The sequence below is a fragment of the Nocardia carnea NBRC 14403 genome (assembly GCF_000308515.1).
GTDB classification, from domain to species: Bacteria; Actinomycetota; Actinomycetes; order Mycobacteriales; family Mycobacteriaceae; genus Nocardia; species Nocardia carnea.
In genome coordinates this window covers 110,756-132,946 of sequence record NZ_BAFV01000018.1, presented here as the reverse complement: position 1 = coordinate 132,946, position 22,191 = coordinate 110,756, and the positions used below count along the sequence as shown (strand labels likewise).

The following is a 22,191-nucleotide window of genomic DNA, read 5'->3' as shown; positions in this document are numbered from 1 at the left end:
CTCACGATCACCCGGCAGCAAGGTGAACTCACCGGTTTCGCGCACCGGGATCGAAACACCTCCGGCTAAAAATCCGGTCGATCCGAACCGGTGACAGCCCGCTACCGACCGGCCAGGATCGACGATCGGCCCGATCCTCGCCCTGGCGCCCGGCACCCGCCCATGGGGCAAGGGGATCGGCCGTGTACCCGACCGCCCGCGCCTACCGAGGATTTCCCCATGAGCTTGTCGTTCCACTGGTTCCTGCCCACCTACGGGGATTCGCGCGGGTTGGTCGCCGGGGGGCATGGCACAGCCATGTCCGGTGACCGGCCCGCTTCACTGCGCTACCTGAACCAGGTCGCGGGCGCGGCCGAGGAGAACGGGTTCGAGGCGGTGCTCACCCCCACCGGAGCCTGGTGCGAGGACGCCTGGCTCGCCACGGCCATGCTGGTGGAAACCACGGAAACTCTGAAATTCCTGGTCGCGTTCCGGCCCGGGCTGGTGAGCCCGACGCTCGCCGCCCAGATGGCCGGCACCTTCCAGCGGCATTCCCGCGGCCGGTTACTACTCAACGTGGTGACCGGCGGCGAACCACACGAACAGCGCGCCTTCGGCGATTTCCTCGACAAGGAGCAGCGTTACGAACGCACCGGGGAATTCCTGCACATCGTGCGCGAACTGTGGGAGTCGCGCGAACCGTTCAGCTTCGACGGTAAACATCTGCAGGTGCAGGACGCTCTGCTGAACAACCACCCCGATCCGGTGCCGCCGGTGTTCTTCGGCGGTTCCTCCGGCCCGGCGGGCCCGGTCGCCGCTCGCTACGCCGACACCTATCTGACCTGGGGTGAACCGCTCATCGCGGTCGGCCAGAAACTGGACTGGATCCGCGGCCTGGCCGCCGAGCGCGGCCGGGAACTCGATTACGGTATCCGCCTGCACGTGATCACCCGCGACACCTCCGAAGAGGCCTGGGCCGAAGCCGACCGCCTGCTGCAGGGCATCGACCCCGCCGATATCGAACGCGTGCAGAACAACCTGGCGCGCAGCGAATCCGAAGGCCAGCGCCGCATGCTCGACCTCCACGGCGGCAGCACCGACCGGCTGGAGATCGCCCCGAATCTGTGGGCGGGGGTCGGCCTGGTCCGTGGCGGCGCGGGCACCGCGCTCGTCGGCTCGCACGAGGAGGTGGCCGAACGGCTCATCGAATACTCCCGGCTCGGGATCACACAGTTCATCCTGTCCGGGTATCCGCACGTCGAAGAGGCGTACTGGTTCGGCGAAGGAGTGCTGCCGATCCTGGAGAAGCGCGGCCTGTGGCGCCGGTCGGCCGACCGCGCCACCGGCCCCGTCGGCACCCCGTTCGCGGCCGCCTCCACCAGCTGAAACGCCCTGCCGCCCCATCCGCTGGACGAGACTGGTTGCCGCGATCGACTACGACTTCGCAAAATTCCGCGGCCCGTCGCCGGCGGGGTCGGTCCTGCGCGCGTCGATCTTCGACGGATACGTCCGCAGTTACCTGGCCGAACACCCCGATGCCACCGTGGTAGACCTCGGCTGCGGCCTGTCCACCCGCTTCGACCGTCTCGACAACGGCCGCCTGCACTGGTTCGACCTCGACCTCCCCGACACCATGGCCCTGCGGCGCAGATTCTTCACCGACAGCGACCGGTACACGATGATCGAGGGCTCGATTCTCGACGACGGCTGGTTCGAGCAGGTCCGCGAACCCGGCGGACCGGTGTTCCTGCTGAGCGAAGCGGTGCTGCTGTACTTCCCGGCCGAAACCGTGCACACCACCCTGCGACAGATCGCCGAAGGTTTCCCGGGGAGCCGCTCGGTCCTGGACACCGGCGGCAAGGCGATGATGGGCACCCAGGATCGCAACCCGGTCTTCACGCAGGTATCCGCCCGCATGGAATGGATCTGCGACGATCCCGCCGCCCTCGAACCATCCGGCGTGCACCTGCTCGAATCCCGGACCTTCGCCTCTCCCCAACCGGCTGTCGCCCGCACCTGGCCCCTGCGCTACCGCTTGGGCATGAAAATGATGCGGGCGATCTTCCCGCCGCCGGTCACCACCTACAAACTGAATCTCTTCGAAACCACGCCACCCAGGTGAACCTTGCACACGGCGTGGTCGCCGTGACGGCTCAGTCCCGATAGATCGTGACGTAGGCGTTCGTCGCGGTCCCGACACTCATCGGTCCCAGGCACGAGGCCGTGCCGTGGCCGGACGGTCCGAAAGAACCACCCCAGGAACCCTGGTACGGGCCGATGGCCATGAGCGGAAAGGCGTTCGGCACGGGGTGCAAGCCGAAACATTCGACGATCAGCGTGTACTCCCGGCCGGCGGGGCCGTCGTCGTGGCATGTCGCCGACGCGCCGACCAGGTCCCGCGTGACAGTACAGTCCTGCGGTGCGGCCTGAGCCGCCCCGGCACCGAGCACGGTGGCAAATCCCGAAACCGCAACGGCGGTGACGAGAGTACGTGCGGCGACCATTGTCGTCCTCTTCATATGAAATCCCATCTCCCGCGCTGCTCAACTGTCGCTTGACCATCGACTTTCTACCGTGGGTCGTTACGAATAGGGGGCGACACGTCGCGCCGCCCATTCCCAGTTGTGGGCCCCGAGAAGCGCCGCTCACCTATCGGTGTTTCGCGCCGCTGCCGGAAATCACCGCCCTGGCCGGCCTTTGCGGGGAGGCCGACGTACCGGCGTCCGCTCGCGCGCTGTACCGGCGCCGCAACGAAGGTGCCGCCACGAAGACCAATAGGCTCGTCCTGTGACCGGATCGCAGGACAGCAACCAGGCCTCGCCGCGTGCGACAGTGGCGGACGCGCTGCGGGCGGATATCCTCGCCGGCCGGCTCGCTCCCGGCGACCGTCTGCGCGAGGTGGACCTCGCCGAACGTTTCGGGGTGTCCCGGATACCGGTGCGTGAGGCCCTGTCGCAGTTGCAGAGCGAAGGTTTCGTCACGCTCGTCCGCTATCGGGGGGCGACCGTATCCGCGCCGTCGGGTTCGGCGGCCCGGGAGCTGGTGCAGATCCGGCGGGGGCTGGAAGTGCTCGCCGCGCAACTGGCCGCGCGGAACCGGGGCGGCGCTGCGGCCGGTGAGCTGGCGCGGGCGGTGGAGCTCGGGCGGGCGGCGGATATTCAGCATGCCCACGACGAACTGCCGGCGTTGACCCTGCGTTTCCACAGACTGGTGGCCGAGGCGTCGGGTAATCAGCAGTTGCAGGTCATGTTGGAGCAGATACTCGAGCGGGTCTCATGGATCTTCGGCCAGCGGCTGGACACCCGGACCCACACCTCGTGGAGTGATCACGCCGCGATCGCGCAAGCGATTCTCAACGGCTCTCCGGCGCAGGCGGGCTATCTGATGGACGAGCACATCGCCCGGGACGAAGACCTGCTCACGGATCTGGATACGGACAGCACCCCGAAATAACCCACGATCGGCAGCGCGGCCCACTCCCAGCGGATCGGACGCCGGTTCTTGTATACAAATTCTCAGCGCCCGGGAATGTCAACTGGAGTGTTCACCGCAATGGAACGCTGAGCAACATCAACGAAACGTTGTTTGTATACAAATTCGGGTGTTGCTTGTTTCTTCTGCCTGAGGCCAGGTCCTATGTCCACCGACGCCGCTCCGACCCACTCGCCGCCACTTCCCCCTGCTCCCCCGCTCCCCTTCTGGCGCACAGCGCTTTTCGGTGTCCAGCATGTGCTCGTCATGTACACCGGCTGCGTCGCGGTGCCGCTCGTATTCGGTGCCGCGCTGGGCCTGGACACCTCCACCATCGCGACCCTGGTGAATGCCGACCTGCTGGTCGCCGGTGTCATCACACTCGTACAGGCCCTCGGTATCGGGAAACTGTTGGGAGCGCGGATGCCGGTGGTGGCGGGGGCCTCGTTCACCGCGGTGACGCCGATGATCCTGATCGGTGAGGAGTACGGGCTGTCCGCCGTGTACGGCGCGATGATCGCGGCCGGGATCTTCGGGATGCTGGTCGCGGTGCCGTTCTCCAAACTGGTGCGGTTCTTCCCGCCGATGGTGCGCGGGGCCGCAGTCACGATGATCGGGCTGTCGCTGATCGGCAAGGCCGTATCCATGACCTTCGGCGACGAACCGGCGGGCGGGGCGCCGCTGGCGCTGGCGGCGGGCGTGGTGCTGACGATCATCGCCCTGATGAAATACGGTCGCGGGCTCATTGCGCAGTCGGCGGTACTCATCGCGCTGGTGCTGGGCACGCTCGCCGCCGCCGCGCTCTCACTCACCGATTTCAGTGCCGTGGGCAGTGCCGACTGGTTCGGCCTGCCGAACCCGTTCCTGTTCGGCACCCCGACCTTCCCCATCGCCGGAATCATCTCGATGTGCCTGGTGATGCTGGTGATCTTCACCGAATCCACCGCCTACCTGATGGCCACCGCCGATAACCTCGGGCGGCCGCTGGACCAGAAGCAACTGGCCCGCGGGTTGAGCGCCGACGGCGCCTCCGCGGTGCTGGCCGGGTTCCTGACCTCGTTCCCGGACACGATCTTCGCCCAGAACGTGAGTCTGGTGCGGATGACCGGGGTGGCGAGCCGGGGTGCGGTCGCCGTGGCCGGTGGTCTGCTGGTCGCGCTGGGTCTGGTGCCGAAGATGGGCGAGGTGGTGGCCAACCTGCCGGGTCCGGTGATCGGCTCGGTGAGCCTGGTCATGTTCGCCACGGTCGCGGGCGTCGGGATCGCCACGCTCGCACGGGTGGACTACTCCCGCAACGACAACCTGCTCGTGGTCTCGCTGGCGATGGGTGTCGGGATGATCCCGGTGGTCGCGCCGGAAGTGTACGACGGGCTGCCGTCGTCGGTGCGGATCATCGCCGGGGGCGCGATCACCAGCACGGTCATCGTGGCGTTCGTCCTGAATCTGCTGTTCAACCACCTACTCCGGACCTCCGAGGAGACCGCCGCATGACCGGTATCGCCCTGCTGACCGTGCCCACCGCCGATCCCGGCGACACCGAACCCTTTCGAGCGCTGGCCGAATCCGGCTACCGGACAACTGATCTCGTATCGGTGATCGGCAAGACGGAAGGCAACGGCTGCGTCAACGATTTCAGCCGCGGCCTCGCCGCCGCGGTCTGGGAGCCGCGGATCCCGGAGTCCGCCGTCACCGTGTTCTCCGGCGGAACCGAGGGCGTGCTGAGCCCGCATGTGAACCTGTTCGTCCGCGACGAGACGCACCATCCCGGTTTCGATCGCGGTCTGGTCGCGGCGGCCCGGCGCAGCCGCGCGCTCGAACCGGCAGAGATCGGACGCGCGGCGCAGGTGGATACCGTCGCCGATACGGTCGGGAAACTGCTGGCCGAACTCGGCGTCACACCCGCCGACGTCCACCTGGTGCTGGTGAAATGCCCGCTGCTGACCTCGGACACCATTGCCGCGCTGCACACCGCCGGGCAATCCCCGGTCGCGACCGACACCTACGCGTCGATGGGCTTCTCCCGGGCGGCGAGCGCGCTCGGAATCGCAGTGGCGCTGGGCGAATGCGATCGGGAAACCGCGCTCGGCGCGCTCGCCGGAGAGGCCGGCATATGGTCGGCCCGCGCCTCGGCCAGCGCGGGCGCCGAACTCGACGACTGCCATATCCTGGTCGTCGCCGAAAGTCCCACCGCGGCGAACCCGTTGCGCGCGGTACACGGTCATATGGCCGACGCCATCGACCTCGCCTCGGTGCAGCAACTACTGGACCGGGTCGCGGCCGCGGGGGGCACGGTGCGCCAGATCTTCGCCAAGGCCGAAGCCGACCCCACCGGTTCCGTGCGCGGGCTACGCCACACCATGCTCACCGATTCCGATATCAACGCCACCCGCCACGCCCGCGCCGCGGTCGGTGGCCTGCTGGCCGCCCTCAAAGGCGACGGCGCCGTGTACGTCTCCGGCGGCGCCGAACACCAAGGCCCGCCGGGCGGCGGCAGCATCACCGTGATCTACGAACTCCCCACTCCCGATCGGAACGACGCGTTATGAGCACCACAACTATCAGCGATACCGAGAATGCCTGGGAGATAGAGGAGTACGAAGATCGCCCGGTCCCCGCCGACCGCCGGCGCGGACTAGGCTCGGTATCCGCGGTCTGGTTCGGTTTCCCGATGGTGCTGACCTGCGCCATCTTCGGCGGACTGATCGTGTATTCGCTCGGCTTCTGGCTCGGCATGCTCGCCATCGCTGCCGGCAATATCTGCATGATGCTGTATGTCGGCGCGCTCAGCGTGATCGCCGGACGCAGCGGTAAGAACTTCGCACTCACCGCCGCGGAAAGCTTCGGTAAGGCCGGGGCTTTCCTGCCGTCGGCGTTCCTGGCGACCATCGTCATCGGCTGGTTCGCCTTCCAGACCGGGATGGCCGGGGCGATCCTGCACGACACCCTCGGCTGGCACGAACAGTTCACCGCGCTCGCCGCCGGTATCGCGTTCATCGGGGTAACGCTGCTGGGGATCCGGGCACTGTCGGCAATCGGCCTGGTCGCGGCGCCGGTCTACGTGATACTCGGGCTGGTCGCGATCGGGCTGGCCGTCGCCGACGGCGGCGGTTCGCCCACCTCCTATCAGGGCAGCGCGGGCGCAGCGGCCATGAGCTTCGGTGCCGCGGTAACGCTGGTGATCGCCTCGTTCATCGACTCCGGCACCATGACCGCCGATTTCACCCGCTGGTCCCGTAACGGCCGGGAGGCCTTCCTTGCCGCGGCGTCGGCGTTCCCGGTCGGTAATTCGATCGCACTGGTGATCGGCGGCCTGGTGGTCGCGCTCGGCGGTAGCGCCGATCCGGCGGCGGACGGCGGTAACTTCCTCGGCCTGCTGGTCGGCCACGGTGGCCTGCTGGTTCCGCTGGCGGTGGCGTTCGTGTTCATCAATCTGGGCTCGGTTTGCGCGCACTGCCTCTACAACGGCGCCGTGGGCTGGAGCCAGCTCTCCGGCGGCACGATGCGGCGGCTCACCCTGATCCTCGGCGCCGTCGGTGTGGTGCTCGCGGTGGCCGGGATCTGGTCGTATTTCGAGCAGTGGCTCAACCTGCTGGGAGTGATCGTGCCGCCGATCGGCGCGGTGGTCATCCTCGACCAGCTGATCCTGCCCCGCTTCGGCCTCGGTGCCGCGAACCGTGAAACCCGCTGGCACTGGCCGGCATTCACCGCGTGGGCCGGTGGGGCCGTCGCCGCCCTGATCACCCACGCGTTCGCGCCCTGGCTGTCCGATGCGGTTATCGGTTTCGTGGCCGCCGCCCTGATCCTCACCCTCTGCGCGACTCGCACCGCGCGAAGCAACAAGGAGATTCCCGCATGACCATCACCACCGTGGACGCTACCCCCTACACCTGGCCCTTCGACGGCCCGATCGAGCCGGCGCGCACCGCACTGCTGCTGATCGACTGGCAGACCGATTTCTGCGGCCCCGGCGGCTATGTCGACCAGATGGGGTACGACCTGGCGCTCACCCGAGCGGGTCTGGAACCCACCGCACGCGTTCTCGCGGCCGCCCGCGAACTAGGCCTCACCATCATCCACACCCGTGAAGGGCACCGGCCCGACCTGTCCGACCTGCCCGCGAACAAGCGCTGGCGATCCGCGCAGGTCGGCGCCGAAATCGGCAGCGCCGGCCCGTGCGGGCGCATCCTGGTTCGCGGCGAACCGGGCTGGGAGATCGTGCCCGAGGTCGCCCCGATCCCCGGCGAACCGATCGTCGACAAACCGGGCAAGGGCGCCTTCTACGCCACCGACCTCGACCTGCTGCTGCGCGGTGCCGGTATCACCCACATCATCTTGACCGGCATCACCACCGATGTCTGCGTGCACACCACCATGCGCGAAGCCAACGACCGCGGTTACGAATGCCTGGTGCTCTCCGATTGCACCGGTGCTACCGAGAGAAAGCACCACGAGGCGGCGCTGAGCATGGTGACTATGCAGGGCGGGATCTTCGGAGCGGTCGCCACCTCCGACCAGTTGCTCACCGCGCTCGGTAAGCAGACCGTCACCGCATGAGGGTCGTGCTGATCCACGGGGTGGCCACGGACAGCCGGGTGTGGGCGGGGGCGGTCGCCGCGCTCGGTACGTCCGTGGAAGTCCACCGCCCCGACCGGCCGCAATCCGGGGATATGGACACCGAGATCGCCGCCCTCACACCGCTGTGCGAGGGGGCGTTCGTGATCGGAGTCAGCGGTGGGGCCACCCTGGGTTTGGAGTTGGCGGCGCGGGGTGTCGAGTTCACCGGTGCGCTGCTGCACGAACCGGCTGCCGGCTCACTGGCGCCCGGATTACTCGACGAGGTCGCGGCCGCGTTCCGGCGTGACGGTGTGCCCGGTTTCGGGCGTGCTCTCTACGGGTCGGCCTGGACACCGGACCTCACCACCGCATCACCGGAAATCGTCGCCGGCGAACTGGCGATGTTCCGCGCTTTCGAACCCAGACCGGTCGGCCCACTGGCGCATCGGATCACGTTGACCGTCGGCGAACGATCCTCCCCGGCACGCCACAGCTCCGTCCGCACCCTCGCCGCCACGCTCGGAACCGGATGGCGTGTGTTGCCGGGCGTGAGCCACGCGGTGCATCTGCAAGCCCCACACCAGCTGACCCGAGGACTCGAAATCCCGGTTCGCTGAACGGCGCCCGGACCCGACTTCGCCGGATCAGATGATCAGGTTCTCGTGATCCTTCCAGTACGACTCACGGAGGCGCCGCTTGTAGAGCTTGCCGCTCGGGTCGCGGGGCAGTTCGTCGGTGAAGTCGATCGAGCGGGGGCATTTGTAGGCCGCCAGTTCGGTACGGCAGAAAACCATGAGGTCGGCGGCCAGGGCATCGCTCGCGGTGGCCGGGTCGGCCGGTTGGATCACCGCCTTCACCGCCTCCCCCATCTCCTCGTCCGGCACACCGATCACCGCCACATCCGCGACCGCGGGATGGGCGGCGAGGAGGTTCTCGGCTTCCTGGGGATAGATGTTGACTCCCCCGGAGATGATCATGTGGGCTTGCCGGTCGGTGAGGTACAGGTAACCGTCGGCGTCCAGATAACCCATATCGCCGAGGGTGCGCCAGCCGTTCGGGTGCGCGGCCGCGGCGGTTTTCGCGGGATCGTGATGGTATTCGAACGGGCGGCCACCGGCGAAGTACACGACTCCGATTTCTCCCGGCGGGAGTTCCGCGCCGTCTTCGCCGACGATATGGCATTCCTGGGCCGGCCGGCCCACCGAACCCGGATGGTCCAGCCATTCCCGGGCAGTGATGTAGGTGTTGCCGACGTCCTCGGTGCCCGAGTAGTACTCGGAGATGATCGGACCCCACCAGTCCAGCATCTGCTGTTTGATCCCGACGGGACACGGTGCCGCGGAATGCACGACATCCACCAGGCTGGAGGCGTCGTAGCGGTCCCGTTCGGCGGGCGGCAGCCGTAGCATGCGCACGAACATCGTCGGCACCATCTGGGTGTGGGTGATGCGGTGGCGTTCGATCAGTTCCAGGCACTGCCGGGCATCGAAGCGTTCCATGACGACGACGGTGGCGCCGAGCCGGTGCCACGACATCGAGAACACCAGCGGAGCACCGTGATACAGCGGCGCGGGCGAGAGGTAGACCGCGTCCTGCGTCGCTCCGCTCACCAGCAGACCCCGGGCGATCTGCACCGGCGCGGCGGACGGATCGCCCAGCGGAGTGGCCGGTAGCGGTTTGCGGATTCCCTTCGGCCGCCCGGTCGTGCCCGAGGAGTAGAGCATTTCGCGGCCCTCGCACTCATCGGCACCGAGCGGGTCGGCGGATTCGGCTGCCAGTACTTCGTCGTATCGTTCGAAGCCGCGCAGCTCGCCCGTCCCCGCTATCCGCACCGGGATTCGCGACAGATCCAGGTCCGCGACCACATCCGCCATGGCCCCGCCGGCGATCAGCGCGGTGGCGCCGCAGTCGTCCAGGATGTACTGCACTTCGCCGGCGGTGAGGTGCCAGTTGACCGCCGTGTAGTAAAGCCCCGACCGCTGTGCTGCCCAGGCAGTTTCGAGGAACTGACGGTTGTTCTCCATCAGGATCGCGATATGGTCACCGGCAGTCAGGCCCCGGGCGCGCAGGGCCCGGGCGCCGCGGATCGACCGTTTCTCCAGTTCCCGGTAGGTGACGGTCTCCCCGCTCGATGCCATGATGATCGCCGGGCGATCCGGTGCACGCTCTGCATGCCACCCGGGAGTCATCTCCGCCGAACCCGCGGACTCGACCGAATGCTGTTCGTTCGTCATACGCCCGTCCTCACCCCGGCGATACCGCCTTATTCGGTTGTACTCCACTGGAGGGGTGCGGCGCGGTGATTCGGCTACGTTCCCAGCCGTCGGGTCTGCGCGGACTCCGGCGGACCGACCGGGGCAAGACTTCGGGACGTCCGCGAATCACGAGGGCCCGGCCGCGGGCGGCACGACCACACTGCCGCCACGTGCTCGCGCAGCACAATACGCAGGAGACGTCCCCGATAGCCGTGGTGCGAGTGGCCATCAGGGACGAGCTGCCGGTCGCGACAGCAACAGCAGTACGCGCCCGCGATATCAGGGCTTCGGGACCGCAGGCAGGGCGATCGACGGGTCGATGAACTCGTTGGTGACCAGGTCCGCTGCCTTCATTCCGTCGGCAATACTGTCGCCGCGGTTGCGCAGAATCGGGGTGAGGGCCTCGATCACCCGGTCCACTCGGGCGGTGTCGAAATTGCCGAGGGTGTTGTCGGGTCCGTTGCCGACGATCTGCTCCGCGACCTGAACCTTCACCGAATCCGTGTTACCGGCGGCGGTAATCGGCGGGCCGTCGGGGATGGTTTCGGCGATCCGGAGCAGGGCGGCGTTCACGGGTTCGGGATCGGCGATGTAATCGATCTGGGCTTGTTGCAGCATCGGGACCAGTTTCGTCAGGCAGGGTCGCAATGCGTCGAGTTCACCGGCGCGGACCGACCAGGCGTGCGGATAGATCTCGTAGCCGGATTCGTGGATCAGCAGGTGATCGGTGGGTTTACGCCAGCCCTCCACATCGTGTGCCCAGCGGTAGGGCTCGTTGGATACGTAGCCCTGCTGCATCACCCGGCCGCGTTCGGCGACGAAACGGCTCGGGGTGCCGTCGAACGAGGCGTCCGCCTGTTCTTTGCTCACGTGGCCGTTGGCGACGAGGTAGTCCATGAAGATCTTGCCCTCGCTGTACACCACGGGTGCGTTGGTTCCGGGTATGTCTTTCCAGGATTCGACCTGGTAGGTCGCCGGGTCCCACATGATGATCTGCGGATTCACGTCGAGCGAGGCGAAAACGCCGGTGACGGGGAATTCCTCCTGTGCACGGACGGCGTCGTCGGTGGGTACGAAACCGAGGGTGATCGAGGTGTCCTGGTACATCTGCGCGGGTACCGGCTGGCCGCCGAGGAAAGGACCGCCGAGCCGGACCTCCACATTGATACCGGTAGCGCCGAGCGGACCCACGTAGGAGCCCTTGTTCACATCGACGGTGCCGTCGGGACCGACGAGTTGGAACGCGGCGGCCCGTTCCGGTGTGGCGTACCAGTCGGTTTGGATGACCACGGTTCCCGGGCAGATCCCGGCCAGCGGTCCTTCGCCGGTGGGTTCCGGGACGGATGTGGCGCCGCCACATGCCACGAGCAGAGCGGTGCCGGCGAGGGCGGTCAGGACGGAGAGCGATCTCTTCATGGTGGTCTTCCTGGAGTGAGCAGCGAATGGGGCGAAACGTGCAGAGGCGGCGGCCGGGGGTCGCGCTGCGACGGTCAGCGGCGGCGGGCGCGTTCGACGCGACCGGCCAGGAAGTCGAAGACCCAGAACAGGATCAGTCCGGCCAGTGACGACAGCAGCAGGGCGGTGAGCAGTTCTTCGGTGGCCAGGCGCTGGCGGTAGACGTCGATCATCCGGCCGATACCGGGCTCGCCCTGCCGGAAGAAGAAGTCCGCCACGATGGAGCCGATGATGGCCATCCCGCCGGAAATCTTGAAGCCGGAGATCATAGCGGGAAGCGCCGTGGGCAGTTGGAGCTTCAGCAGGCGTTGCAGGCGGGTGGCACCGTGCAGGGTGAACAGGTCGTGTTCGGCGGGTGCCACGGATTTCAAGCCGAACAGGGTATTGGTGACCACCGGAAACAGCGACACCATGACACAGACGATCACCCGGCTGCCGAATTCGTAGCCGAACCAGAAGCCGAACAGCGGGACCACGGCGAGGATCGGGATGGTCTGCAGGATCACCGCGTACGGATACAGCGAGTACTCGGCCCAGCGCGCCTGGCTCATCACCACCGCGAAACCGACGCCCAGCACCATGGCGATGACGAGTCCGCTCAACGCGACCAGCACCGTGGAGCCCAGCGCGGACAAGATTTCGGCGCGGACCGCGGAATCCAGCAGGCCCTCGGTGATCACTTCGTCGGGTCCGGGCAGCAGGAACCGGGATTCCGCGGCGATCAGGTAGTGGCTCGCGAAGTACCACCCCGCCATGACGAGGACGAACACCACCACCGGGGCGATGATCCGCACCGGCGCGGGCCGGCGGCGATTCGCGGCTTTCCCGGATTTCGGTTCGGTGCGTGCGGTCACCGTGGCGGCGACGGTATCCGCCGCAACCGTGGTCATGCCGCGACCGCCTGCTCGGCGGTGTGCAGCGTGTCCGATACCGCACCGGCGATCTCGGCGAATTCTGCGGTGTAGCGCAGGCCGGGTTCGCGCGGGAAATCGAGCGGCACCGTGATATCGGCGGCGACACGTCCCGGCCGGCCGGTGAGTACTACGACCCGGGTGGACATGAACACCGCCTCGGGCACCGAATGGGTGACGAACACGCCGGCGAACGCATCGCGGCGGAACAGGCCGCCCACTTCCTCGTTGAGCCGCTGCCGGGTGATCTCGTCGAGAGCGCCGAAGGGTTCGTCGAACAGGAACACCTCCGGTCGCAGGGTGAGCGCGCGGGCGATGGAGGCACGCATCCGCATACCGCCGGACAGTTGCGCGGGTTTGTGTTTCTCGAAGCCGGCCAGCCCCACCCGCTCGATTGCGTCGAGGGCGGCTGCCCGGCGTTCGCCGCGGGGTATACCGGCCAGCTCCGCGGGTAGTTCCACATTGCTCAGTACCGAGCGCCACGGCAGCAGGGTGGCTTCCTGGAAGACGTAACCGAGATGCCCGGTACCGACGTCGACGCTGCCGGAACTGGCTTGTTCGAAGCCGGCCGCCAGGCGCAGCAGCGTGGATTTCCCGCAGCCCGACGGGCCGACCAACGATACGAATTCCCCTGCGCGCACGGTGATATCGATATCGCTCAGCGCGGCGGTCCCGTTCTCGAAGACCATCGACACATTCCGGAATTCGAGGGCCGGTTCGGGATCGGTCGTATACGTTGCCTCCCGCGGAGAGGCCGGCGCCGGGATTGCCTCTGTACTCATGGAACAGTTTTAGCGGGCGCTGATTGCCGATCGCGGTCCACCGGATTACGCCACTGTTTCGTATACGATCAATCGACGAGTTGGCCGTTACGGGCAACCACGCGACCGGCTTTCACCACCAGGCCGCGCACCGGAACACCGACCACGGCGGCTGCGGGTGCGGGCGCCTGCACGGTGAGCAGATCCGCGCGAGCACCGGGACGCAGGCCGTAATCGGGCAGACCCAATACTCGAGCACCACCGTAGGTTCCGGCGAGGAGCGCGAGTTCGATTTCCTCGTCGGCCAGTAGCCGGTCGCGGAAAGCGACGGTGCCGATCCGGCGCAGCATGTCACCGTCGCCGTACGGGGTCCACAGATCACGGATACCGTCGTTGCCCAGCGCGAGAGTCGCACCGGCCGCCTGCATGACCCGCAGCGGGACCACCGGTGCGTCGCCGACCGCGCAGGTCACCATGGCCACACCTGCCTCCGCCAGACTTTCGGCGATCCGCTGCTGCTCGGCGGGCGGCAGGGCACCCATGGCGTAGGCATGGCTGATGGTCACCCGGCCGGCCAGCCCCGTGGCCCGGGTGCGTTCGATGATCAGATCGAATTCCCAGGCACCGAGTACGCCCGGATCGTGAAGATGGATATCGATCTTCGTGCCGAAGCGTTCGGCCAACCCGAAGATCACATCGAGCTGACCGGTGGGGTCGCCGTCGAAACCGGCGGGGTCGATACCGCCCACCACCTCCACACCGTCGGCGAGCGCCGCGGCCAGCAGATCCGCCACGCCGGGGCGGCACATCAGACCTCCCTGCGGGAAGGCGACGAGTTCGACGTCGACGCGGTCGCGGTGACGGGCGGCGGCGGCCCGGACCGCTTCGACCCCGGCCAGGCCCACTTCGGGGTCGATATCGATATGGCTGCGGACATACGCGGTACCACCGGCGACCATGGTTGCGAGCAGATCCGCCGAGTAATCGGGATTGGGGATACCGAGTTCGCGACGCCGGCCTTCGCCGTTGCCGATTCGGCCTGCCAGTGAACGGCCGCCGGTATTGGGCACCCATGGACCGCCCCACAGGGTCTTGTCCAGGTGACAGTGGGCGTCGACGAAACCGGGCAGGATCAGCGCACCGTCCACGTCGACGGTTTCGACGCCGGGTGCGGACAGGCCTGCGGCGATACTTTCGATCCGGCCGCCGCGGATCAGGATATCGGCCGATTCGACCGGTTTGCCGGGTACCCACGGGCGGCCGTTGCGGAGCAGGAGGTCGTTGCCGGGCAGGAAATCGGTCACTGCGGTTCCTTCTTTCGACAGGTTCAGGTGAACAACATGGCGGTGCCGGCACCGGCACCGAAGACGATCACCACGGCGCGGAACACGCCGGGACGTAAGCGGTCGGCAATCTTCGCGCCGACGGTCCCGCCGGCCAGGCACGCGGGTGCCAGCACGGCCACCGACCACCATTCGACGGGCCCGAACAGCGCGACGGCCACGGTCGCGGTGGTCGAAACGGCCAGGGTGAGCGCACTCTTGAGTCCGTTGAGCAGGTTGATGGAGGCGTCGATGCCGAGCGCCAGGGCCGTCAGCAACACGATGCCCATACCGCCGTTGAAGTACGCACCGTAAACGCCGCCGAGAAAAACTCCGGCGAACAGGGTGAACCGGGAATCGCGACCCTTTGCGGTGAGCCGCCGCGAGATCATCGGCTGGGCCGCGAACAGGGCCGTGGCCGCCAGCACGAGATAGGGCACCAGCGCGGCGAATACCTCGGGTGGCGCGGCCAGCAGCGCGATCACACCACCGACAGCGCCGGCCGAGCCGGTGAGGACCAGCCGCGGAAGCAGGCTGCGATGTTCGGTGAGCCGAGAGCGCAGGGCGGCCGCGCCGCCCAGGTATCCGGGCCACACCGCGACGGCGTTGGTCACCGTCGCGGTGACGGGCGGCAGCCCGGTGGCCAGTAGCGCGGGAAACGAAAGCAGGCTGCCGCCGCCGGCGATGGCGTTGCAGATACCGGCGCCGAAACCGGCGACCAGTAGCAGAACCGCGTACGCGGGATCCATGGTGTCCCCTCCGATCCGAAGTGAGACTGGATCGTATACGAAAAACGGCCATCCTGGCCCTCCACCGGCATCCCGGGCACATACCTGGTATCCAGTTGGAAGAACCGGGCGGTGGATCGTATGCGACCACGCCCCCGACCGAAGCCGAGGACTATGTGACCGGCAGTAAGCCGCGAATGACCAAGCAGCAGGTGTGCCGCGCCATCCGCGAGGACATCGTCAATGGCGTCTTCACACCCGGTCAGCGGCTGACCGAGGACACCATCGCCGAGGGTTACGGGGTGTCCCGCGTACCCGTGCGGGAGGCGTTGCGCACCCTGGAAGCCGAGGGTTTCGCCTACTCGCGACCTTATGCCGGGACGTTCGTCGCCGAACTCACCGAGGACGAGGCGGCCGACCTGCTCGAGATCCGTGCGCTGCTGGAACCGTTGTGCGCCGGCCGGGCCGCGCTACGACGCACCCCGGAACAACTCGGCCGCCTCAAGGAGCTCACCACCCTCGGCCAAGACGCCGTGCGCACCGGCAGGCTCGACGACCTGACCAGGCTGAACAGCCGATTCCACGAGGTACTGGCCGAAGCGTCGGGCAGCACCCTGCTGGCCCAGCTCATCACCCAACTCGGCTGGAAGATCGCCTGGGTCTATGCGGTGGAACTACCGCGCCGGGCCGGCGATTCCTGGGCCGAGCACGAGCAGATCTGCGCCGCCCTGGAAGCGCAGGACGCGGAGCTCGCCCAGCGGCTGGTCACCGAACATATCTCCCATGCGACCACCGCCTACCGGCTCCGGGACCGCCGTTCCGCGGCGGCCGCACCGAGTTCGTAACGCCCGCGAAGCATTCCGCCGCATCGCCGGAAACAGAGGGGTCGTATACAAAACGGGACCATCTTTGCCGGCCTGGAGGTACCGATGCCGAATCCGCTGCCGCAGAACGACCCGGTGTTCACCACTGTGAGGAACCAGTTGCCGCGTACCCTGGGAGAAGCTGCGCACCGCAGCGCCGGAGATTCCGGCCCGAACAGCGCAGCGCGACCCCTGCCCAGCGGCCGGGCAGACCCGGTGGATAACACTCGGGCCGACCTACTGCTGCGCAACGCGCATATCGACGATGCGGCTCCGCTCGTGGATATCGCCGTCGCCGGCGGCGTGATCACCGCCATCGGCCCGGATCTTGCGTATACCGCCGATCAAGAGATCGACTGCGCGGCCCGCGTGGTGATACCCGGGCTGGTCGAGTCACATGTTCACCTCGACAAGGCGCTACTCGACCGCGAACGCAGCGGGGACGGGACTCTCGCCCAGGCGATCGCCATCACCGCGGAACTGAAGCGCGACTTCACCGCCACCTCGATCCGCGAGCGCGCCCGCCGGGTGCTCGAACAGGCAATTGCCCATGGCACCACAATGATTCGCGCGCACCCGGACGTCGACCCGATCGTCGGCCTACTGGGCGTCAACATCCTGCTCGAGCTGCGCGAGGAGTTCCGGGGCCGGATCGACCTGCAGATCGTCGCGTTCCCGCAGGAGGGGATCCTCCGTGCTCCCGGCACCCTCGGCCTGCTCCGGGAGGCGCTGAACGCAGGCGCCGATGTGGTCGGCGGCTGCACCTACAACGAGGACACCGTGGCGCAGTGCCGCCGGCATATCGATCTGGTCTTCGAGCTGGCCGCCGAGTTCGGTGCCCCGGTCGACCTGCACGCCGATTTCGCCGACGACATCACCGACCCCCGTTTCGCCCTCGCCGATTACATCGCCGATAGCACCGAACGCACCGGAATGGGCGGCCGGGTCACTATCGGGCACGCCACCTCCCTGGCCGCACGTCCACCCATGGACCGGCAGCGGGTGCTGCGCCGTCTCGCCGAATCAGGGGTGGCCGTGGTTCCGCTCCCGGCCACCGATATGTTCCTGGGCGGACGTAACGACACAGCGAACACCCGCCGCGGTATCGCGCCCGTCCGCGAACTATGGGCTGCAGGCGTACGAACCGCCTACTCGTCCAACAATATCCGCAACGCCTTCACCCCCTACGGCAATGCGGACCTGCTGGATATCGGCCTGTTCCTGGCTCAGACCTCGCATCTGGCAGGCCCCGAAGACCTCACCCGCGTGCTCGGCATGGCGACCTACGAAGCCGCCGCCGTTATCGGTATCGCCGACCACTACGGCCTGCACCCGGGCGCCGCCGCCGACCTGGTGGTGCTGTCCACATACCGGGTCGCCGACGCCCTGCTGGATCGTCCGGACCGCTGCCATGTGATCAAGGCGGGGCGGGTCGTCGCGCAAACCATCCGCACCCAACACCTGCTAGCGGCTGCGCACGTCTGAACAGCCCAGGTGACTTTCGGCCGGCCGGACCAGAAAACCGCGTCGGCTCCGGATACCGCAGCGCCCCGTCTGCAGTTTCAGGCGCCACCGCGGAAGCACTCGCCGTCGAGGTCCGCGCCTCGCCGAGGACAGTGCCAGTAACGTTGCCGTCGAGTTCGGCGGCTCGGACACCGTCGCCACCGACCACGGACCGATCGGTATCGGCACCGTCGTCGACTGCGCCGGAAGGATCGCCGGTCGAATCCTCGCCCCGTGCGGCGATCTCACTGTCGGTGATGGTGCCTACCCGGCTGCGGGACCACCGATTCTGATCGTGGGTGGTCCCGCACGCCGAAGTCCTCAGGCGGCCGAGCGGCTGCCCTGGTGGATGAGGGCGTCGATTCGGCGCTGGTAGTCGTTGAACTCCGGTGCCGTCACCTCTCGGTCGCGGGGCAGGTCGATCTCGATGATCTCGCGGATATGACCGGCCGTGCCGTGGGCGGTACCGCCGGCCATGACCACGACCCGATCCGACAGGTACACCGCTTCCTCGACACTGTGGGTGACGAAGACGACCGTGACTCCGGACTCCTGATGGATCCGGCCCAGTTCGGCCTGCATCTCGCTGCGGGTGAGCGCATCCAGCGCGCCGAACGGTTCGTCCATGAGCATGACAGCGGGCCGGTTGGCCAGGACGCGCGCGATGGCGACGCGCTGCTGCATACCGCCGGAGAGCTGGTGCGGGAAGGAATCACGTACGCGGGAGAGGCCGACGGTTTCGAGGCAGCGGGCGGTGGTTTCGCGAATATCGTCACGGGTCATCCGGGCCTGTTTCGGACCGTAGGCGACGTTCTCGGCAACGGTGAGCCACGGGAACAACCCGTAGTCCTGGAAGACTACGCTGCGGTCGGGGCCGGGGCCGGTCACCGGTTCACCACCGACGGTTACCGATCCCTGTGTGGTGGTTTCGAAACCGGCGAGAATCCGCAGCAGGGTCGATTTCCCGCAACCGCTGGCCCCGACAACGCAGACGAATTCACCGCCGGGGATATCGACCGTGATGCCCTCGACCGCGGGCCCGGCGGTACCGGGATACCTCTTGCCGAGCCCGTCGAGCACGATCCGGGCCGGCCGGTGCGGGCGGCGGCGGGTGGAATAGATCTTCATACGGTCACCTGTTCCGCGGGGAGGGTCATGGGAGCAGCGGGCGGCGGCCGACGAGCAGGCGTACGGCCAGCATCATGATCCGGTCGGCAAGGAATCCCGCCAGTCCGATCACGATCATCACGGCGACGATGAGATCGGTACGCGACTGTTCGCGGGCCTGGGTGATCAACGCACCCAATCCCACTCGGATCCCCACGGTTTCGCCGACCACCAGGATCACCCAGGACAGTCCGAGCGCGATCCGGAGCCCGGACACGATCGTGGGTATCGCGGCCGGCAGCACCACCTTGTACAGGGTTTGCGCGGGCGGGGTGCCGAGCATGGCGGCGGCCTCGAACAGCCGGTTCGGCACCGACCGCACCCCGGCGACGGTGTTGATGAGGATGGAGAACACGGCGGCCAGGAACACCAGGAAAATGGTGGCGCGGTCACCGAACCCGATGATGAGCAGCGACAGCGGTGCCCACGCGGTGACCGGGATCGGCCGCACCAGGCCGAGAGTCGGTTCGAGCATTCGGTGCACGGTCCGCGAACGGCCCATCAGGATGCCGAGCGGCACCGCGACGGCCGCCGCGATCGCGAAACCCTGCACCACCCGAAGGGTGCTGGCATACAGGTGCAACCAGAGGGTGCCGCTGTAGCTGTCCTCGACTATCCCGCCCACTGCGAGGTCGGCGAGACGGCGCGCTACGTCGTAGGGGGTCGGCAGGAATTGCATCTGGATACCGAACGGGAGAGTCCAGCCGCCGCCGACGCCGCGATCCCACAGCAGCAGTACCAGTAGCGGCACCGGAAGCGCCCAGAGCACCGCGGCGATGCGCGCACCGTAGCGGGTCCGCCATATCGGCCGGTCGGTGTGCTCGCCCGCCGCGGGTTCGGGCTCGCGCGGCCGGATCGCCGGCTCGGTCCGGGTGTCCACCGTGGCCATCACCGGCTCGCCGGGGTATCGAGGAATTCGGTCCGGAAGACCTTCGTCATATCGGGGGCGGTGGGCAGTTGGTCGAACTCCACCATCTGCCGTGCCAGTTCCGTGACCCGCTGCCGGAATTCGTCGTCGAGTTCCCAGCGCAGCATGACGTTCTGGATGGCGATATCGGTGACCGCGCGTTCCATACCGAAGGTTTCGACGAGGCCGGTCGCCCACGCGTCGTGATCGCCTTTCATGAACTCGATGGCACGGACGAAGCTCTGGACCGTCTCGCCCGCCCGATCGGGGTGTTCGTCGAGGAACCGGCCGTTACCGCCGAGGACGATATTGGTGGCGCCGATGGGCGTCTCGTACGGCGAGAGGATCTGGTGTGCACCGGCCTGCCGGGCGATGGATACTCCCATTTCGGCGCTGAGGAAGGCGTCGACGCGGTCCGCGGTGTAGGCGCCGGCCATATCCGAGTACGCCAGGTTCACCAGTTCTACGTCGGTTTCCGGATCGAGGCCGTGGGCGCGCAGGGTGAGTTTCAGGGCGATCTCCTGCGAAGATCCGGCCGGGAAGCCGATCCGTTTACCACGCAAGTCCTGCGGGGTGCGGATATCCGGCCGGCCGACGAACCCGGAACCGCCGTCGGCGGCCGAGGCGATGATCGCGACCTCCTGGTTCGCCGCGATACCGGCGAGCATCGCGGGCGCGCCCAGTACCCCGAGATCCACGGCACCGGAGGCCAGTGCGTTCTTGATATCGGGCGAATTCTCGAAAAGGACGATTTCGTAAGTGGTATCCGGGGGCGCGAACTGCTGCATGAAATACGGCGCGTACAGGTGGGGTTGGCCGCGCAGGGTCCCGATCCGGACGGCACCGGGTTCGCCGCCGACGCTGTCCGGTGTGGCGATACAGCCGGTCAGTCCCGTTACTGCCAGCAACAGGATGCCGATAATCGACAGGAGATGGCGGAGTGAACGTTTCATACTGGGTCCTCACTGTGCGGCAAACCCTCGGCCGGAACAGCGGCATTGCTGACTGCGAGGCGGATCAGGGAACGGTCGGTGCCCGGCGCACCCACCAGGCACACTCCGCTGGGGCCGCCCTCATCGCGCTCCAGCGGCAGGGTCACCGCGGGCAGGCCCGCGATCGACGCGAGACAGGTCAGGCGCACGGTGCGCGCACGAGTGGATTCGCGGATTCCGGGGCCGGCGGTACGAGGCGGCGGCGGGGTCGCGGCGGCCGGCACCACCAGGACACGGTCGCCCAGTACCGCCCGGATACGGACGGCAGCCGAAGCGAGTTCGGCGCGGGCGGCGGCGGCTTGTTCGGCGGTGACCGTGGCAGCGAAGGCGAAACGCTGCGCGATATCGGGTTCCAGCGCGCCGGGATGCCCCGTGATCCACTGCCCGTGATTCGCCCACGCCTCATATGCTTGGACCACCCGGAACGCGGCAATCCACTCGTCGCGGAGGCGCAGGTGGACCGGTTCGGCGCCGAACCTGCCGGCCATCGATCGGACCGCGGCCGCGATCCCGGGATCGGCGTAGCCGCACAGCTCATGGTCGACCACGAAACCTTTCGAGGTGGCGGTATCGGTGCCGAGCAGGCAATCCGCGACGGCGGCCAGCATCTCCCCGTCCGCCGTGACCCAGCCGACCGTGTCGAACGACTGCGCCAGCGGCAGCAATCCGGACGTACAAATCCGGCCGTGAGTGGTACGGATCCCCCACAACCCTTGATAAGCGGCAGGCACCCGAATGGACCCGGCGGTATCGGTGCCCAGCCCGATATCCACCTCGCCGCGAGCCACGGCAACGGCCGGTCCGCTGGTGGACCCACCCGGAACACTTTCGGGCGCAGCAGGATTGACAGGCATGCCGTAACGGCCATTGCTGCCGGTGAGGCTGTATGCGAACTCGTCGGTGTGCGCGATACCCGTGATCCGGGTTCCGGACGCCAGTAATCGCGCCACCGCGTGAGCATGCTTCGTCGCCGGCCGCTGATCCGCCGCATAGGCCGGGATTCCGGCGCCGACAGCGAACCCCGCGACCGCATACAGATCCTTGACCGCCACGGTCCGGCCGGTCAGCGGACCCGGCGCGGTCGCGTCGACCAGGGGTGACCCGCGAAGCCTCCACACGGCCGTATCGATGCCCTTCGAGTTGCCGTACCCCCGGCAGAGACCATCCGCGTCGGGGCGAGCACGGCCGGACGCGCCGAATCCCCTCCTGCCACCCGGAGGCACGTCCGCGCCGCCACCTGTTGCGAAACCGGTCCCGGGGGCCGGTATGGCGCGGTCTCTCGTCCCTGCCGAATAACCGGCGTCAGTACTCGCATCGACTCCC

Annotated in this window: 21 protein-coding genes; 10 read left to right on the top strand and 11 right to left on the bottom strand. The window is 67.7% G+C overall.

Annotated features, from left to right (window positions below; translation table 11 throughout):
- Positions 1-219: 219 nt before the first annotated feature.
- Together ON22_RS06000 and ON22_RS05995 are read left to right on the top strand one after the other, a co-directional pair.
- Entirely contained in the window at positions 220-1,365 is a 1,146-nt protein-coding gene (locus ON22_RS06000; RefSeq protein ID WP_033245966.1) for an LLM class flavin-dependent oxidoreductase, read from the top strand.
- Between the two features lie 16 nt (positions 1,366-1,381).
- Positions 1,382-2,101 carry a class I SAM-dependent methyltransferase gene (locus ON22_RS05995; RefSeq protein ID WP_081595375.1) on the top strand — a complete coding sequence of 240 codons (720 nt, stop codon included), beginning with the start codon at positions 1,382-1,384 and terminating at the stop codon, positions 2,099-2,101.
- A 31-nt stretch (positions 2,102-2,132) separates the two neighbouring features.
- On the opposite strand, the gene ON22_RS05990 is transcribed toward ON22_RS05995, so the two are convergent.
- A complete protein-coding gene (locus ON22_RS05990; RefSeq protein WP_231508690.1) occupies positions 2,133-2,498 on the bottom strand; it encodes a hypothetical protein in 366 nt (121 codons plus the stop codon).
- Positions 2,499-2,766: 268 nt separating this feature from the next.
- On the opposite strand from ON22_RS05990, the gene ON22_RS05985 reads away from it, so the two are divergent.
- From ON22_RS05985 to ON22_RS05960, 6 genes are all read left to right on the top strand, one after another.
- A complete protein-coding gene (locus ON22_RS05985) occupies positions 2,767-3,432 on the top strand; it encodes a GntR family transcriptional regulator (RefSeq protein ID WP_051157202.1) in 666 nt (221 codons plus the stop codon).
- Positions 3,433-3,615: 183 nt separating this feature from the next.
- Positions 3,616-4,941: a nucleobase:cation symporter-2 family protein gene (locus ON22_RS05980; RefSeq protein ID WP_033245965.1), complete on the top strand. Its 1,326-nt coding sequence runs from the start codon at positions 3,616-3,618 to the stop codon at positions 4,939-4,941.
- Positions 4,938-5,996, top strand: coding sequence for a cyanuric acid amidohydrolase (gene atzD, locus ON22_RS05975; RefSeq protein WP_033245964.1), 1,059 nt, complete (start codon positions 4,938-4,940; stop codon positions 5,994-5,996). The genes ON22_RS05980 and atzD overlap by 4 nt, the downstream gene beginning before the upstream one ends.
- Positions 5,993-7,306: a cytosine permease gene (locus ON22_RS05970; RefSeq protein ID WP_081595367.1), complete on the top strand. Its 1,314-nt coding sequence runs from the start codon at positions 5,993-5,995 to the stop codon at positions 7,304-7,306. The genes atzD and ON22_RS05970 overlap by 4 nt, the downstream gene beginning before the upstream one ends.
- On the top strand, positions 7,303-8,004 hold the full coding sequence (biuH, locus tag ON22_RS05965) for a biuret amidohydrolase (protein WP_033245963.1): 702 nt from the start codon (positions 7,303-7,305) through the stop codon (positions 8,002-8,004). Before ON22_RS05970 ends, biuH begins: the two co-directional genes overlap by 4 nt.
- Complete coding sequence (locus ON22_RS05960; RefSeq protein ID WP_051157201.1) at positions 8,001-8,621, top strand: alpha/beta fold hydrolase; 621 nt, start codon at positions 8,001-8,003, stop codon at positions 8,619-8,621. Before biuH ends, ON22_RS05960 begins: the two co-directional genes overlap by 4 nt.
- A gap of 27 nt (positions 8,622-8,648) precedes the next feature.
- Here the strand turns inward: ON22_RS05960 and ON22_RS05955 are convergent, their stop codons facing one another.
- The 6 genes from ON22_RS05955 to ON22_RS05930 all read right to left on the bottom strand — a co-directional run bounded on the left by ON22_RS05955 (position 8,649) and on the right by ON22_RS05930 (position 15,457).
- A complete protein-coding gene (locus tag ON22_RS05955; protein WP_033246058.1) occupies positions 8,649-10,193 on the bottom strand; it encodes an acyl-CoA synthetase in 1,545 nt (514 codons plus the stop codon).
- Positions 10,194-10,538: 345 nt separating this feature from the next.
- Positions 10,539-11,675 (bottom strand): hypothetical protein, encoded by a 1,137-nt coding sequence (locus ON22_RS05950; protein WP_033245962.1) that lies wholly within the window; start codon positions 11,673-11,675, stop codon positions 10,539-10,541.
- A 74-nt stretch (positions 11,676-11,749) separates the two neighbouring features.
- Entirely contained in the window at positions 11,750-12,604 is an 855-nt protein-coding gene (locus ON22_RS05945) for an ABC transporter permease (RefSeq protein WP_033245961.1), read from the bottom strand.
- Positions 12,601-13,407: an ABC transporter ATP-binding protein gene (locus tag ON22_RS05940; RefSeq protein WP_081595366.1), complete on the bottom strand. Its 807-nt coding sequence runs from the start codon at positions 13,405-13,407 to the stop codon at positions 12,601-12,603. Before ON22_RS05940 ends, ON22_RS05945 begins: the two co-directional genes overlap by 4 nt.
- A gap of 68 nt (positions 13,408-13,475) precedes the next feature.
- Positions 13,476-14,690 (bottom strand): amidohydrolase, encoded by a 1,215-nt coding sequence (locus ON22_RS05935; RefSeq protein ID WP_231508689.1) that lies wholly within the window; start codon positions 14,688-14,690, stop codon positions 13,476-13,478.
- Between the two features lie 23 nt (positions 14,691-14,713).
- The gene (locus ON22_RS05930; protein ID WP_033245960.1) at positions 14,714-15,457 is read right to left on the bottom strand and encodes a sulfite exporter TauE/SafE family protein; all 744 of its coding nucleotides are present in this window, start codon (positions 15,455-15,457) and stop codon (positions 14,714-14,716) included.
- 176 nt (positions 15,458-15,633) lie between these two features.
- Between ON22_RS05930 and ON22_RS05925 the strand changes: the two genes are divergently transcribed.
- Both ON22_RS05925 and ON22_RS05920 read left to right on the top strand, forming a co-directional pair.
- Entirely contained in the window at positions 15,634-16,281 is a 648-nt protein-coding gene (locus ON22_RS05925) for a GntR family transcriptional regulator (RefSeq protein WP_033246055.1), read from the top strand.
- Between the two features lie 84 nt (positions 16,282-16,365).
- Positions 16,366-17,784, top strand: a complete 1,419-nt coding sequence (locus ON22_RS05920) for an amidohydrolase family protein (protein WP_081595365.1) — start codon at positions 16,366-16,368, stop codon at positions 17,782-17,784.
- A 339-nt stretch (positions 17,785-18,123) separates the two neighbouring features.
- Here ON22_RS05920 and ON22_RS05915 read toward each other — a convergent pair whose 3' ends face one another.
- From ON22_RS05915 to ON22_RS05900, 4 genes are read right to left on the bottom strand one after another with little or no spacing between them, the layout of a single operon-like run.
- On the bottom strand, positions 18,124-18,930 hold the full coding sequence (locus ON22_RS05915; RefSeq protein WP_033245959.1) for an ABC transporter ATP-binding protein: 807 nt from the start codon (positions 18,928-18,930) through the stop codon (positions 18,124-18,126).
- 25 nt (positions 18,931-18,955) lie between these two features.
- Positions 18,956-19,858 (bottom strand): ABC transporter permease, encoded by a 903-nt coding sequence (locus ON22_RS05910; protein WP_081595364.1) that lies wholly within the window; start codon positions 19,856-19,858, stop codon positions 18,956-18,958.
- Entirely contained in the window at positions 19,858-20,829 is a 972-nt protein-coding gene (locus ON22_RS05905) for an ABC transporter substrate-binding protein (protein WP_051157200.1), read from the bottom strand. The genes ON22_RS05910 and ON22_RS05905 overlap by 1 nt, the downstream gene beginning before the upstream one ends.
- Positions 20,826-21,986, bottom strand: a complete 1,161-nt coding sequence (locus tag ON22_RS05900; RefSeq protein WP_063820541.1) for an amidase family protein — start codon at positions 21,984-21,986, stop codon at positions 20,826-20,828. The genes ON22_RS05905 and ON22_RS05900 overlap by 4 nt, the downstream gene beginning before the upstream one ends.
- Between the last annotated feature and the right edge of the window lie 205 nt (positions 21,987-22,191).